Here is a 14,660-nt window from a genome sequence, read left to right as displayed (position 1 = left end):
AATGCTCCTTGCATATCCGGTATGAAAATCTATGTAGTCGGATGGTCGTAATCATCCGAACATGGAGTCGAGCAGATGACGCAGCGCATCCGACCGGGCACCGCGGCCGCCATCGCCCTCCTGCTCGCCGCGGCCACCGGCTGCACCGGGCAGCAGTCCTCGTCCCCCGGGCCGAGCGGGCCCCCCGCCGCCCGGGGCGCCGGCGGCCAGGATGCCGAGGGGCCCCGCCCGTTCACGCTCCTCGCCGCGGGCGACATCCTGCCGCACTCCTCCGTGATCGACCGGGCCGCCGTCGACGCGGGCGGCACCGGTTACGACTTCGCCCCGATGCTGGCGGGCGTCGCCCCGGTCGTCTCCGCCGCGGACCTGGCGTTCTGCCACATGGAGACGGTGTACGGCGCGGAGGGCGGCCCCTATACCGGCTACCCGAGCTTCAAGTCGCCGCCCGAGGTCGCCACCGCCCTGCGCGCCACCGGGTTCGACTCCTGCTCCACGGCCTCCAACCACACCCTCGACGACGGGGCCGAGGGGGTCGCGCGCACGCTCGGCGCGCTGGACGGGGCGGGCGTCCGGCACGCAGGCTCCGCCCGCACCGCCGCCGAGGCCGCCCGGCCCACGATCCTGCCCGCCGGGCCGGGAAAGGGCGCGGCCAAGGTCGCCCACCTCGCGTACACCTACGGCACCAACGACGTCCCGGTCCCCGCCGACCGCCCCTGGACGGTCAACGTGACCGACGAGCGCAGGATCATCGAGGAGGCCAGGGCGGCCCGGCGGGCCGGCGCCGACGTCGTCGTCCTGTCCATCCACTGGGGCACCGAATGGCAGGACGAGCCCGACGCCCGGCAGCTGGAGCTGGCCGAGCGGCTCACCGCGTCCGCCGACGGCGGCCGCCCCGACATCGACCTGCTGGTCGGCACGCACGCCCATGTGCCTCAGGCGTACGAGAAGGTCAACGGCACCTGGGTCATCTACGGCATGGGCGACCAGATCGCCGGAGCGATGATCAACTACGAGGGCGTCCAGGATCCGCGCGGCAACCAGAGCTCGATGGGCCGCTTCACCTTCGCCCCGCCCGCGAAACCGGGCGAACGCTGGACGGTGAAGAAGGCGGAGTTCGTCCCGCAGTGGTACGACACCGCCACCGGACGCGCCGTCAACCTCAACGCCTCCCTCGACGACGGAGCCGAGCACCTCCGCGAGGTCCGCGACCGCATCCGTACCGTCGTCCTCGGGCGCGGAGCGGAGAGCGACGGGCTCCTCATGGGCAAGTGAACGCTTTCTACGGCACCACGGTGACCGGCCAACGCCCCGCCTTCACCAGGCGCACGGCCACCGAACCGACGAAGCGGTGACCGGCCGACTCCGACGCCCCGACCACCACCGCGTCCGCCTTCAGCTCGTCGGCAGCCGTCACCAGCCCGTTGTACGGGTCGCCCCGGAAGGTGTGGAACTCCCAGCGCATGTCCCACGCGTCACTGAAGCGCTCGGTCGCCTGGCGGATCTCGGTGACCAGGTTCTCCGCGACCTCGCCCGTGGTGTCGCCCACCGGCACGCCCAGCGCCGCACCCGCCGTGATGACGGGCTGGACGTACACCAGGGCCAGCATGGCGTTCTGCCGACGGGCCAGTCCTGCGGCGTAGGCCGCCGCGCGCATCGACGAATCGGAGCCGTCGAGCCCCGCGACGATCACCTTGGGCCCGTCCGTGCCGCGTTCGAACCGGTGAGGCTGCTGCTCTGTCACGGCTCCGAGGCTATCGACTCGTCCCGGCGGGGAGGCTCCGGGACGCCGACCGACGTGAATGAGATGAACATACTGCGTCGATCGTGTACAAAACGGGCGGTGGTCGGTGTCGGCGGTGGGAACGGACGTCCGGCCGTGCGAGCAGTTGGCCATGAGAAGTGATCACACCGGACCCGAGCGCCGCACCCTGCTGAGGGTCGCCCTGGGCCTCGGAACCGCCACCGCCGTGCACCTGATCGCCGCCGATCCGGCCTCGGCGCCCGGTCGCTCCGCTCCCGCCGCGAAGACCCCGCCCGCCGCGGCCGCGGGACCTCCGGGACACGTCCGGGGCCGACCCTCCCCGTACCGGCTCGAACCGATGACGGCGCATACTCCGTCCCGGTTCGGACCGGCCAGGCCGCCCGTGCGCGTCCGGCCCTTCGAGCATCTTCCCGAGATCGGTCACTCGATGGTCCTGAGCTTCGACGACGGACCCGATCCGCTCTACACCCCGGACATCCTGGCCACCCTGCGCGAGCACCGGGTCCGCGCGATGTTCTTCGTCTGCGGGGAGATGGCCGACGGAAACCGGGACCTGCTGCGCGAGATGGCCGACGACGGGCATGTGGTCGGCAACCACTCCTGGTCGCACCCGCTGATCCCGAAGCTCTCCCGCCCCGCGATCCGCGAGGAACTGGGGCGCACCAGCGAGGTGGTGGACCGGGCGCTCGGGGCCCCGCCGCTCTGGTACCGCGCGCCCTACGGCGCGTGGAACCGCAACTCCTTCGAGATCGGGGCCGAGCTGGGCATGGAGCCCATGGCCTGGACCGTGGACACGCTCGACTGGAAGACGCCGGGCACCGGCCGGATCGTCCGCCGGGTGCTGGACGGAGCGGCGCCCGGCGTCGTCGTCCTCTCGCACGACGCGGGCGGCGACCGCTCGCAGAGCGTCGCGGCCCTGCGCCGCTATCTCCCCCGGCTGCTGGACTCCGGCTACCGCATCACGGTGCCGCGCCGCCTCTGAGCCGGGAACGCGTCCGCGCACGACGGCGCCCCCGGCGGCCTCGAGTTCCCGAGACCGCCGGGGGCGCCGTCGCGTGAAGCGCCCGCTGTCAGCGGGTGTCGACGAGCCGGGCGAAGACCACCACGTTGCCGTCGTAGCCGCCCGCCTTGGAGTAGCCCCCGCCGCAGGTGATGACCCGCAGCTCCGCGTGGCCGGTGTCGCCGTAGACCCGGGGGCCGGGGAAGTCGTTCTTGGAGAAGACCTCCACCCCGTACACCTCGAAGATCCCGACCCGGCCGTCGTAGCGGTCGACCTCGACCCGGTGCCCCTTCTGGAGCGAGCCGAGGCCGTAGAAGACCGCGGGCCCGGACATGTTGTCGACGTGGCCGACGACCACGGCGGTGCCGCGCTGGCCGGGGGCGATGCCGTTCTGGTACCAGCCGGCGAGGTTGGGGTCCTCGGCGGGCGGGGCGTCGATCCACCCGTTGGCGTCCAGGTCGACGTCGATGACCGGGGCGTCGACGTCGATGGACGGAACCTTCACCCGGGAGGCCGGGGCGTACGGCAGCGGCTGCACCGCCTCGCCCTCCACCGGCGGTCCCGCGGTGTCCTTGCCCAGGTCCAGCGAGGCGGCCGCCGCGGGCTGCGGGGGGCCCGCCTCCCCGAACTCCGTGCCGTTGCGCATGAGGGCGAGGCCGCTGAGCAGCACCAGGGCGACCGCACCCCAGGGCACACGTCTGGTCCGCTCGGCGCCAGCGTAGTCCCGGCCCATGGTTCTCCCTTCGTCGCGACGCTGTGAACGCTAAGGGCGTCGGGTCCGGGCGGCGATCAGAGCGGGGCGAACGGGTGGCGGCGGGGCCGGGCACCTGCCGGATGCCTGCCCATCGGAGTAATGAGCAGATAAAAGTTCTGACGGTCCGTGACCTGCGGCTCCGTCAGTTCCGCGGGTTTTCGTACGGCGTGTCGCGTCACCGGGGTGGAGCAACGCCGAAGTGCGAGCCTTTGATCCGCTGGTGAGTGTTCGTCATGGGAGGCGTTCTCGTCGATCAGCCCGGGGGACAAGCCCCCGGGGGGCGTTTCCCGCTGGAGGTTCACACGATGCGTGTCTCACGCGCTCTCGCGGTCACCGCGACCGCTTTCGCGGCCGTCGGGCTGGCGGCTCCCATGGCCGCCGCCACCAACGGCCCGGTCAACGTCGCCGTCAACCCTCACTCCGTCCACCAGGGCGGCACGCTGAAGATCACCGCGCAGGGCTGCGGTCACGGCGGCAAGGTCTGGTCGAACGCGTTCCCGACGACCACCCTCTCGCCGGGTGACGGCACCAACTACGCCCATGCCCGGGTCCGGAACAACACCACGCCGGGGCAGTACCACCTCTCCGTGAAGTGCAACGACAACGACCGGATCGCGACGCACAAGTTCACCGTGCTCGCCGGCAACCCCTCGCAGGGCGGGCTCGGCGGCTCGATGGGCCCGAGCTCCGTCGAGATGCAGGTCGGCGGCGGTCTGGTGGCCGCGGCGGCCGTCGGCGGCGCGGTCTTCCTCGTCCGGCGTCGGCGGACGAGCCATGCGGCGTTCTAAGGCGTCGAACCTCCCGCCCGGCCCGATACGCCCGTCGCCCCGAGTCCTGGACCAGGACCCGGGGCGACTGCCGTGCGCCGCATGCTCGCGGTCAGTGGCGGCGGTCGGCGGCGCGGCGGCGCGCGAAGTAGAGGGCGCCCGAGGCCGCCACGGCCACCAGGGCCGCTCCGGCGGCGACCTCCACCGTGTCGGTGGAGCCGGAGCTTCCGCCGAGGCCGCCACGCACGCCGCCCGGGACGAGCGCCGTCGAGCTGGCCGTCGGAACGGTGGTGGGCCTGGGGGTGGGGGTGCTCGTGGCGCCGCCGGTGATCGTCAGGTTGACGTTGCGGGAGGTGCCGGTGGAGCCGCACGCGAACGTCACCGCGTACACGGCCCCCCGGCGGGCGTCCGTGTCGATGGTGGCGGTGGCCGTCGTGGAGCCGCTCGGGATGGTGGCGGTGTCGAAGATGCCCGAGGAGACGGTCGTCTCGCCCGTGCAGCCGCCGGCGCCGAGGGTGACCCGGCCGCCCGGTGCGATGACCGACGGGGTGATCGTCGGGTTGAACGTGCTGGTCGCCCCGTCCGGCGCGGCGTGGGCGGCGGACGGGGCCAGCAGCGTCAGGGCACTGGCGCCGAGCAGGGCGAGCGGTGCGACACGTATCGCGCGCATGGTGGATCCTCCGGTGTTCCCCGAGGGGCAGCTGCGGAACCATTTTCCACATAGCAGGAAAAATGCACCTCGATGCCCGACACGCTAGGAGGGGTCCACCCGGCCCGCGATCGGGGTCCGGCGAATGGGTCAGCGGTGTCCCCCGGCCGGCTCACCGGTCGGCTCACGGGCCGGGCCGGCTCACCGGTCGGCTTACGGGCCGGGCCGGCTCACCGGTCGGCTTACGGGCCGGGGCGCGGACTCAGCGGGCGGCCCCCGGGAACATGTCGAGGAACGGGTCCGCGGTGGCCGAGATGCCCCGGCCGAAGGGCGCGTCGAAGTCCCAGATCAGGAAGAGCAGGAAGGCGATCAATGCGCTGAACAGGCCGGCCAGGAGCAGTTCGCGGAACGTTCTGCGGATCTGGAGGGCGAAGATCAGACCCACGGTCACCAGCGCCCCGATGATCAGCCCGAACCAGACCACCCCCGGCATCGTCGCCCCGGCGTTCTGCGCGCGTGTGCTGCGGGCGTCGTCCGCCGCAGCCACCTGGTCGACCAGCGGCTGGTAGGCCTGCCCCTCGTGATCGGTCCTGGGCGCGTAGTCGGTGACGTCCGCCCGCACCTTGTCCAGCAACTCGGTGCCGCGCTCGGTGAGCGTGTTGTGTTCGGACATCACCTTCCACTCGTCGTGCACCACATGGTCGACGTAGGCGTCGACGTCCGCGCGGATGCGGTCGCGGACCTCCACCGGGTAGACGGAGGCGCGCGCCTGCACCTCGTGCAGCGCCTGCGCCTCGATGCGGACGGACTCCTGGGCGGCGCTGCGTCCCTCCCAGACCCCGGCGATGGCGAGCCCCAGGACGATCGCGTAGACCACGCCGATCATCATCGTCATGTACTCGATGACGTCGGGCGTCTCGGACGGGTCGTCGTCATCCCCGATTCGCCGGTTGTTCAGAACGGCGATGGTGAGGACGACCGCGCAGGCGGACGCCATGGCAATGCTCAGGACGAGCCATTCGGACATGCATCTCTCCTGGTCAGCGGGATGATCGCGGCCGCAGCACCGCTACGGCGAACACCGCCGGGGCGGTGATGAGCAGCGTCAGGGACACCAGCGACGGTCCGCTCCGTGGCTGTTTGCGGGCCGGTTTGCGGTACGTCGGCAGCGCGACGGGCCGGGGGCGCGGTGGCTCGGTCCGCTCCGGTGGCTTCGGGGACGGCGAGGGTTTCGGTGGCGGCTCGGGCGCAGGCGCAGGCGCGGGTGCCGGTGGCGGTGGCGGGGGAGGGGGCGGCGGGGCAGGCGGCGGCGAAGGAGGAGGCGGCGGGGGAGGAGGCGGCGAGGGTGGAGATGGCGGAGGCGGCGGTTCCGCGACCACCGGTGGCGGTGGAGATGGTGGCGGTGGCGGTGGAGGTGGGGGCGGCGGGGGAGGTGGCGGTGGCGGTGGAGGTGGGGGCGGCGGTGGCGGTGGTGGGGGCTCGGAGACCGCGACACAGTCCCCGCCGCCCGCCACGGCGACCGACGAACTGCCGTCTCCCCGCCCGATCGTGGCCACCGCGCAGCTGTCGGCGGTGGCGGGCAGCGGTACGGCTGTCAGCCAGAGAAGTGCGGCGACCGTCGTGAGCCGCGCGATGCGTGATCCGTACACGTCCGCGAGCATGATCCACGCTGCCGGGGAACACGCGGTACCTGCCGATGATTCGCCTGATCGTGCGGTTAATGGGCCATTCGTGTTTGTCCGGTGGACGTCGCGTCGCCGAATTCTTCCGGCATTCCTCCGAACGCGCCCCCGTCGGCGTTCCGTACCCAGGGCCATGAACGGCGCGGCCCGGCGCCGGCCCGGAAGCAGCCCGCCGACAGTGGGTACGGATCCGTCGGCGGAGGATACGGACCGGGGCCGACGCGGAGGCGGAGGCGGCGGAACCCGAGGAGGCCGGTCAACTCGGCGTCCGGGAGAGCGAGAAGCTCGGGAGGGTGCTCACCGACCGTGCGGGCTTCGCGCCCTACCGGTTCGGCGAGGACACACCGCCCAGGAGCCCCAAGTGGCCCCGAATCACAGGGAAACGGCGTCCGGAGTGCCGGTCCGTCGCTGTTCGCATACGCGCAGCGACGGACCGGCCGCGGATGCCACCGGAGTGTGACCAATAACGGATCGCTAATTTCCGTTTCCACTCGCTCTCTTGGCGGCCGATCAGTAGCCTCTGGTCAACACTGACCATGAACATGGCCGGATCGCCGTGGCGACTTGTTGGAGACATCGATGGAGCGTCCCGCCTGGGCACCGCAGGGCATTGACATTTCGGTGCCAAGCGTGTCTCGCATGTACGACTTCTATCTGGGCGGATCGCATAATTTCGAGGTGGACCGGGAAGCCGCGCGCAAGGCCATGGAGTTCCTTCCGGGCCTTCCCAAGATCATGCAGGCCAATCGGGCCTTCATGCGCCGGGCCGTCCGCTACGCCGTCGACACCGGCATCGACCAGTTCCTGGACATCGGCTCCGGCATACCGACCTTCGGCAACGTCCACGAGGTCGCCCAGGCCGCCGACCCCGGGGCCAAGGTGGCCTACGTCGACCACGACCCGGTCGCCGTCGCCCACAGCCGGGCCGTCCTGAAGGGCAACGACCGCGCGGTCATCGCCGCCGCCGACCTGCGCCGTCCCAAGGAGATCCTGACGAACCCGGAGATCACCGGGCTGCTCGACCTGGAGCGGCCGGTGGCGCTGCTGCTGGTCGCGGTCCTCCACTTCGTGGAGGACGCCGACGACCCGCGCCGCGCGGTCGCCGAGCTGCGCGAGTCACTGGCCCCCGGCAGCCTGATCGTCCTGACCCACGCCTCGTACGAGGGCATCCCGCTGCCCAAGGAGGAGGCGGCCGGCACGGTCGGCGTCTACCGGAACATCCGCAACCCGCTGATCATGCGCTCGCGGGAGGAGATCGGCCAGTTCTTCGAGGGCTACGAGATGGTCGAGCCGGGGCTCGTGTCGATGCCCGAATGGCGGCCCGACACCCCGCAGGCGCCGGAGCAGGAAGACCCGTACGCCTTCTCGGGCTTCGCAGGGGTTGGGCGCAAGGCGTGACCATTCCCGCCCAGGCGTCCGGGGAACCGGACGCGGAACCCGACGGTCCGGAAGGCCGGCTGCGGAGATTCGCCAGAATCTGGAGCCGGGCCATCTTCCCCCTGACGGCCACCTCCCTCACCCGGCCCGAGTTCGAGCAGCATCTGCTGCCCCTGGCACGCGAGCTGAACGGCATCCTGCACGCCCACCCCTTCGACGCCTCGCCCGCCCAGCGGATCGGCGAAGCCCTGATCGACGCGCACTGCACCGACCCGGACGCCCTCAGCTCCACGCTCGGCGTCGTCGACTCCTACCTCGTCCTGTACTGCGGCGGCACCGGGCCCGGCGCGCTGTCCACGGAGGACGGCCGGGCCCGCTGCGCCCGGATCCAGCACACCCTCGCCGCCGGCTTCACCGGGGCCCTGCGCGAGCGCACGCTCGCCGAGCAGGAGGCCATCGCCCGCTCGGCGCTGACCGCCCGTTCGGAAGCCGAACAGGCCCTGCACGCCACGGAGGCCCGGTTCCGCGCGGTCTTCAAGGACGCCGCCATCGGCATCGGCGTCGCCGACCTGGACGGCAACATCCTGGAGATCAACGACACCCTCACCAAGATGTTCGGCGGTCTGGAGAACCACGTCCGCAGCCACAAGGTGAACGAGTGGGTCCACCCCGAGGACTCGCCGCAGGTGTGGAAGTACTACGACGAGTTGGTACGGGGCGAACGCGACCACTACCGGGTCGAGAAGGCGTACTACCGCAACGACGGCACCGTGCTGTGGACCAACCTCACCGTCTCGCTGCTGCGGGACTCCGAAGGCCGTCCCGAGTACCAGCTCGCACTGATGGAGGACACCACCGAGCGGCGGCTGCTCAATCTGCGCCTGCGCTACGAGGCCACCCACGACGCGCTCACCGGGCTGCCCAACCGGACGCTGTTCTTCGAGCGCCTGGAGAAGGCCCTCGCCGCCCAGGAGGGAATCCGCTTCGGCCTCTGCTACCTGGACCTCGACGGCTTCAAGGCCATCAACGACAGCCTCGGCCACGCCGCCGGCGACCGCCTCCTGGTCGAGGTCGCCGACCGGCTCCAGAGCTGCGCCACCGCGCCCGGCGAGATGGTCGCCCGACTCGGCGGCGACGAGTTCGTCGCGCTCACCACAGGCCCGGACACCGCCGAGGAGGTGGACGAGCTGGCCGGCCGCATCCTGGGCGCGCTCGCCTCACCCATCCGCCTCGACGGCCGCGAGCTGACCGTCCGCGGCTCCATCGGCGTCGTCGAGGGGCCCTCCGGGGAGCGCAGCGCCGCCGAGGTGCTGCGCAGCGCCGACATCACGATGTACCGGGCCAAGGCGGCGGGCGGCAACCGCTACCAGCTCGCCGACGCCGAGGCCGACGCGCGGGCCATCACCCGGCACGGGCTGACGACCGCGCTCCCGGCAGCCCTGGACCGGGGCGAGTTCTTCATCGAGTACCAGCCGCTCGTGCACCTGGGCGACGGCACGGTGCACGGCGCCGAGGCCCTCGTACGGTGGTGCCATCCGCAGCACGGGGTGCTCGGCCCCGACCGGTTCATCCCGCTCGCCGAGCACACCGGGCTCATCGTGCCGCTCGGGCGCTGGGTGCTGGAGGAGTCCGTACGGCAGGCGAACTTCTGGCAGGAGCGGCACAGCGACGGAGGGCCGCTGCGGATCAACGTCAACCTCTCGCCGACCCAGCTGCACCACCCCCGTCTCGTCGCCGAGACCGTCGACGTGCTGGAACGTTCCGGACTCGAACCGGGAGCCCTCTGCCTGGAGGTGACCGAGTCCGCCCTGATCGGCGCCGACGACGATCTCCTCAAGCCGCTGCGGCAGCTCGCGGAGATGGGCGTCGACATCGCGCTCGACGACTTCGGCACGGGCTACTCGAACCTGGCGAACCTGCGCAGGCTGCCGGTGAGCGTGCTCAAGCTGGACCGTTCCTTCACCCGGGGCATGCAGCAGCACCCGGCGGACCCGGTCGATCTGAAGATCGTCGAGGGCATCGTGTCGCTGGCCCACAGCCTGGAGCTGGCCGTCACCGTGGAGGGCGTGGAGACGGGCGCCCAGGCCGAGCAGCTGCGGCTGCTGGGCTGCGACACCGCACAGGGCTGGTACTACGCCCGCCCCGGGGCTCCGGACCGCATCCACTCCCTGCTGCTGGCGGACGCCGTCTGAGCCCCGCCGGGGCGCGGAGGATCCTTCGCGCCCCGGCCGGTCAGCCCGAGGCCGGCCGGTGCTCCAGCAGCATCCGCTGGAGCTCGCGCGCGGCCCGGGGCGGAGCCACGTCGCTGCGGTGCGCCAGCGCGATCGTGCGCCGCAGCCCGGCGCCGGCCAGCGGGGTCCTGCGCAGGTCGCTGCCCGCCCGGGCGGCGGTCATGCTCGGCACCACGGCGATGCCGAGCCCCGCCCGTACGAAGCCGAGCACCGCGTCCATCTCGCCGCCCTCGACGGTGAACGTGGGCTCGAAGCCCTCCGCGCGGCACGCGGCGACGGTCAGCTCCCGCAGGTTGTACCCGTGCCGGAACATCACCAGCGGCGCCCCCTCCAGATCCGCGATCCGGATCCGGCCGCCCCGCCCCGGGGGCGGCTCCGCCGCCGAGGACACCACCACCAGGTCCTCGTGCAGCAGCTCCACCGTGGTCAGCGCGGGAGAGGCGGCCGGCATGGGCAGCACCACCAGCGCCAGGTCGAGCGCGCCCCGCGCCAGCTGACGCACCAGGTCGTGCGAGCCGCCCTCCTCCAGCAGCAGCCGCACCCCCGGATGACGGTCGTGGAAGGCGCGCAGCACGTCCGGCAGCAGTCCGGTGCACAGGCTCGGCGTCGCCCCCAGCCGCACCCGGCCGCTGCGCAGCGAGACCAGCTCCTGGACCTCCTGCCGTGCCGTCTCCGCGTCGGCGAGGATCCGCCGGGCGAGCGGCAGCAATGCCTCGCCCGCGTCGGTGAGGGCGATGTTGCCCCGGGCCCGGCTGAACAGATCGGCGCCCAACTCCGTCTCCAGCGCCCGGATCTGCTGGGAGAGCGAGGGCTGCGACACATGCACCGTCTCGGCGGCCCGGGTGAAGTGCCGGGCCTCGGCGACGGCCACGAAGTAGGTGAGCTGTTGGAAGTGCACCCTTCGACCCTACCCACTGTCGATAGTGCATGCCTATGGAGATGAGCCAGGCCATGTCTTGGACTGATCGGGCCGTTCGCCCTACCGTCGTGTCCATGGCATTGGCAACGCGGACGGACCGACGGCCGTCGATGACGCGTACGCTCTGGGACTCGACCGTCGGCAAGAAGACGATCATGGCCGTGACCGGTCTGGTCATGCTCGGATATCTCGTCGCCCACATGGTGGGCAACCTGAAGATCTTCTTCGGACCCGGCGAGTTCGACGGGTACGCCCACTGGCTGCGCACCATGGGCGAACCGGTACTGCACTACGAGTGGGCGCTGTGGATCGTCCGGGTGGGGCTGGTCGCGGCCGTCGTGCTGCACGGCGTCTGCGCGTACCAGCTGAGCCGGCGCGACATCAGGGCGCGCCCGGCCAAGTACGTCCACAAGAGGGCCCGGGCGACCTACGCCACCCGGACCATGCGCTGGGGCGGGATCATCCTCGCGCTCTTCATCGTCTGGCACATCCTCGACCTGACGACCGGCACCGTGCACACCGGTTTCGAGGCCGGGCACCCCTACCAGAACGTCATCGACACCTTCTCGACCTGGTACGGCAACGTCATCTACATCGTCGCCGTGCTCGCCATGGGCCTGCACGTCCAGCACGGCTTCTGGAGCGCCGCGCAGACCCTGGGCGTCGGCAACGCGACCCGCGACCGCATCCTGAAGACCCTCGCCAACCTCCTCGCGGCAGTGCTGACCGTGGGCTTCATCTCCGTACCCGTCGCCGTCATGACCGGAGTGGTGAGCTGACATGCCCGACTACACGCAGTACGCCACGGGCGAGCCCGTCGTCGACACGAAGGCCCCCGAGGGCCCCGTCGCCGAACGCTGGGACACCCGGCGCTTCCAAGCGAGACTCGTGAACCCCGCCAACCGGCGCAAACACACCGTCATCGTCGTCGGCACCGGTCTGGCCGGCGGAGCGGCCGGCGCCACACTCGCCGAACAGGGCTACCACGTCGTCCAGTTCTGCTTCCAGGACTCACCCCGACGCGCCCACTCGGTGGCCGCCCAGGGCGGCATCAACGCCGCGAAGAACTACCGCAACGACGGCGACTCCATCCACCGGCTGTTCTACGACACCGTCAAGGGCGGCGACTTCCGCGCCCGGGAGTCCAACGTCCACCGGCTGGCCCAGATCTCGGTGGAGATCATCGACCAGTGCGTCGCCCAGGGCGTCCCCTTCGCCCGGGAGTACGGCGGCCTCCTCGACAACCGCTCCTTCGGCGGCGTCCAGGTCTCCCGTACGTTCTACGCGCGCGGCCAGACCGGACAGCAGCTCCTCCTCGGCGCGTACCAGGCGCTGTCCCGGCAGATCGCGTCGGGCGGCGTCGAACTCCACGCCCGCACCGAGATGCTCGACCTGATCGTGGTCGACGGCAAGGCGCGCGGCATCGTCGCCCGCGACCTGGTCACCGGGAAGATCGACACCTACTTCGCCGACGCGGTCGTCCTGGCCACCGGCGGCTACGGCAACGTCTTCTACCTGTCGACCAACGCCATGAACTCCAACGCCACCGCCGTCTGGCGGGCGCACCGGCGCGGCGCGTACTTCGCCAACCCCTGCTTCACCCAGATCCACCCCACCTGCATCCCGCGCACCGGCGACCACCAGTCCAAGCTCACCCTGATGAGCGAGTCGCTCCGCAACGACGGCCGCATCTGGGTCCCCAAGGCCAAGGGCGACGACCGCCCGGCCAACCGGATCCCCGAGGACGAGCGCGACTACTACCTGGAGCGGATCTACCCCGCCTTCGGGAACCTGGTGCCCCGCGACATCGCCTCCCGCGCCGCCAAGAACGTCTGCGACGAGGGGCGCGGCGTCGGCCCCGGCGGACAAGGGGTCTACCTGGACTTCGCCGAGGCCATCGGCCGGATGGGCCGCAAGGCCGTCGAAGCCAAGTACGGCAACCTCTTCGACATGTACCAGCGGATCACCGACGAGGACCCCTACACGGTCCCCATGCGGATCTACCCCGCCGTGCATTACACGATGGGCGGCCTCTGGGTCGACTACGACCTCTCCACCACCATCCCCGGCCTCTTCGCCATCGGCGAGGCGAACTTCTCCGACCACGGGGCCAACCGCCTCGGCGCCTCAGCCCTGATGCAGGGCCTCGCCGACGGCTACTTCGTCCTGCCCTCCACGATCAACGACTACCTCGCCCGCAACCCCCACACCGACACCGTGGACGAGGCACACCCCGCCGTCGCGGAGGCCGTGGCGGAGACCGAGGACCGGATCAACCTGCTGCTCTCCGTCGACGGCGACCGCACCCCCGATTCCTTCCACCGCGAGATCGGTGAACTCATGTGGGAGTACTGCGGGATGGCCCGCACCGCGGACGGTCTGCGCAAGGCGCTCGCGAGGATCCCGGAGATCCGCGAGGAGTTCTGGCGCCGCATCAAGGTCCCCGGCACCGGCGAACAGTTCAACCAGTCGCTGGAGAAGGCGAACCGCATCGTCGACTACCTGGAGCTCGCCGAGCTCATGTGCCTCGACGCCCTGCACCGCGCCGAGTCCTGCGGCGGCCACTTCCGCGCGGAGTCCCAGACCCCGGCCGGCGAGGCCGAGCGGCGCGACGAGGAGTTCTCCTACGCCGCCGCCTGGGAGTTCACCGCCACCGGCGGCGCCCCTGTCCTGCACAAGGAAGACCTCGTCTTCGAGTACGTCCACCCCACCCAGCGGAGCTACGCATGAAGCTCACCCTGCGCGTCTGGCGCCAGCGGAACGCCGAAGAGCCCGGCGCCATGGCCACCTACGAAGTCGACGGCATCTCCGCCGACATGTCGTTCCTGGAGATGCTCGACACCCTCAACGAGGAACTCACCCTCGCCGGGGACGAGCCGGTCGCCTTCGACCACGACTGCCGTGAGGGCATCTGCGGCGCGTGCAGCCTCGTCATCAACGGCGACGCCCACGGCCCGGAGCGCACCACCACCTGCCAGCTCCACATGCGGTCCTTCGCCGACGGCGACACGATCGACATCGAGCCCTGGCGGGCCTCCGCCTTCCCGGTCATCAAGGACCTGGTCGTGGACCGCTCCTCGTTCGACCGGATCATCCAGTCCGGTGGCTACATCTCCGCCCCCACCGGCACCGCCCCGGACGCCCACGCGACCCCGGTGCCCAAGCCGGACGCCGAGCTGGCCTTCGAGAACGCCGAGTGCATCGGCTGCGGCGCCTGCGTCGCGGCCTGCCCCAACGGCTCGGCCATGCTCTTCACGGCCGCCAAGGTCAATCATCTCAACGTCCTGCCGCAGGGCGCACCCGAGCGCGAGACCCGCGTCCTGGACATGGTGGCCCAGATGGACGACGAGGGCTTCGGCGGCTGCACCCTGACCGGCGAGTGCGCCACGGCCTGCCCCAAGGGCATCCCGCTGCCCTCGATCGCCGCGATGAACAAGGAGTGGCTGCGGGCGACCCGCAAGGTCCGCCGCTGACACGGGTGTTGATCCGGGCGTTGATCCCGTACGGCTCCGGAGCCGT

At 71.4% G+C, this 14,660-nt stretch carries 13 protein-coding genes; 8 read left to right on the top strand and 5 right to left on the bottom strand.

What is annotated here, in order from left to right:
• The first annotated feature begins 75 nt into the window (after positions 1–75).
• Complete coding sequence (locus tag AC3CH1_RS02595; protein WP_488461342.1) at positions 76–1,272, top strand: CapA family protein; 1,197 nt, start codon at positions 76–78, stop codon at positions 1,270–1,272.
• A gap of 7 nt (positions 1,273–1,279) precedes the next feature.
• Here AC3CH1_RS02595 and AC3CH1_RS02590 read toward each other — a convergent pair whose 3' ends face one another.
• A complete protein-coding gene (locus AC3CH1_RS02590) occupies positions 1,280–1,741 on the bottom strand; it encodes a universal stress protein (protein ID WP_488461341.1) in 462 nt (153 codons plus the stop codon).
• Positions 1,742–1,892: 151 nt separating this feature from the next.
• Between AC3CH1_RS02590 and AC3CH1_RS02585 the strand changes: the two genes are divergently transcribed.
• Positions 1,893–2,744 (top strand): polysaccharide deacetylase family protein, encoded by an 852-nt coding sequence (locus AC3CH1_RS02585; protein WP_488461340.1) that lies wholly within the window; start codon positions 1,893–1,895, stop codon positions 2,742–2,744.
• A gap of 88 nt (positions 2,745–2,832) precedes the next feature.
• Here AC3CH1_RS02585 and AC3CH1_RS02580 read toward each other — a convergent pair whose 3' ends face one another.
• Positions 2,833–3,495 (bottom strand): class F sortase, encoded by a 663-nt coding sequence (locus AC3CH1_RS02580; RefSeq protein WP_488461339.1) that lies wholly within the window; start codon positions 3,493–3,495, stop codon positions 2,833–2,835.
• Between the two features lie 326 nt (positions 3,496–3,821).
• Between AC3CH1_RS02580 and AC3CH1_RS02575 the strand changes: the two genes are divergently transcribed.
• Positions 3,822–4,304: a hypothetical protein gene (locus AC3CH1_RS02575; RefSeq protein ID WP_488461338.1), complete on the top strand. Its 483-nt coding sequence runs from the start codon at positions 3,822–3,824 to the stop codon at positions 4,302–4,304.
• Positions 4,305–4,395: 91 nt separating this feature from the next.
• Here AC3CH1_RS02575 and AC3CH1_RS02570 read toward each other — a convergent pair whose 3' ends face one another.
• Together AC3CH1_RS02570 and AC3CH1_RS02565 are read right to left on the bottom strand one after the other, a co-directional pair.
• The gene (locus AC3CH1_RS02570; RefSeq protein ID WP_488461337.1) at positions 4,396–4,953 is read right to left on the bottom strand and encodes a hypothetical protein; all 558 of its coding nucleotides are present in this window, start codon (positions 4,951–4,953) and stop codon (positions 4,396–4,398) included.
• Between the two features lie 241 nt (positions 4,954–5,194).
• Positions 5,195–5,959 (bottom strand): bestrophin-like domain, encoded by a 765-nt coding sequence (locus tag AC3CH1_RS02565; RefSeq protein ID WP_488461336.1) that lies wholly within the window; start codon positions 5,957–5,959, stop codon positions 5,195–5,197.
• A 1,234-nt stretch (positions 5,960–7,193) separates the two neighbouring features.
• On the opposite strand from AC3CH1_RS02565, the gene AC3CH1_RS02560 reads away from it, so the two are divergent.
• Entirely contained in the window at positions 7,194–8,012 is an 819-nt protein-coding gene (locus tag AC3CH1_RS02560) for an SAM-dependent methyltransferase (protein WP_488461335.1), read from the top strand.
• Complete coding sequence (locus tag AC3CH1_RS02555; protein ID WP_488461334.1) at positions 8,009–10,183, top strand: putative bifunctional diguanylate cyclase/phosphodiesterase; 2,175 nt, start codon at positions 8,009–8,011, stop codon at positions 10,181–10,183. The genes AC3CH1_RS02560 and AC3CH1_RS02555 overlap by 4 nt, the downstream gene beginning before the upstream one ends.
• 40 nt (positions 10,184–10,223) lie before the next feature.
• On the opposite strand, the gene AC3CH1_RS02550 is transcribed toward AC3CH1_RS02555, so the two are convergent.
• Positions 10,224–11,120, bottom strand: coding sequence for a LysR family transcriptional regulator (locus AC3CH1_RS02550; protein WP_488461333.1), 897 nt, complete (start codon positions 11,118–11,120; stop codon positions 10,224–10,226).
• Positions 11,121–11,215: 95 nt separating this feature from the next.
• Here AC3CH1_RS02550 and AC3CH1_RS02545 point away from each other — a divergent pair, with 95 nt between their 5' ends.
• From AC3CH1_RS02545 to AC3CH1_RS02535, 3 genes are read left to right on the top strand one after another with little or no spacing between them, the layout of a single operon-like run.
• A complete protein-coding gene (locus tag AC3CH1_RS02545; RefSeq protein WP_488461332.1) occupies positions 11,216–11,920 on the top strand; it encodes a succinate dehydrogenase cytochrome b subunit in 705 nt (234 codons plus the stop codon).
• Position 11,921: 1 nt separating this feature from the next.
• Positions 11,922–13,871 (top strand): fumarate reductase/succinate dehydrogenase flavoprotein subunit, encoded by a 1,950-nt coding sequence (locus AC3CH1_RS02540; protein ID WP_488461331.1) that lies wholly within the window; start codon positions 11,922–11,924, stop codon positions 13,869–13,871.
• Positions 13,868–14,614, top strand: a complete 747-nt coding sequence (locus AC3CH1_RS02535; protein WP_265597779.1) for a succinate dehydrogenase/fumarate reductase iron-sulfur subunit — start codon at positions 13,868–13,870, stop codon at positions 14,612–14,614. Before AC3CH1_RS02540 ends, AC3CH1_RS02535 begins: the two co-directional genes overlap by 4 nt.
• The last annotated feature ends 46 nt before the right edge of the window (positions 14,615–14,660 follow it).

The organism is Streptomyces sp. MGP-P1 (assembly GCF_057766565.1).
This window is presented reverse-complemented; position numbering and strand designations above follow the sequence as displayed.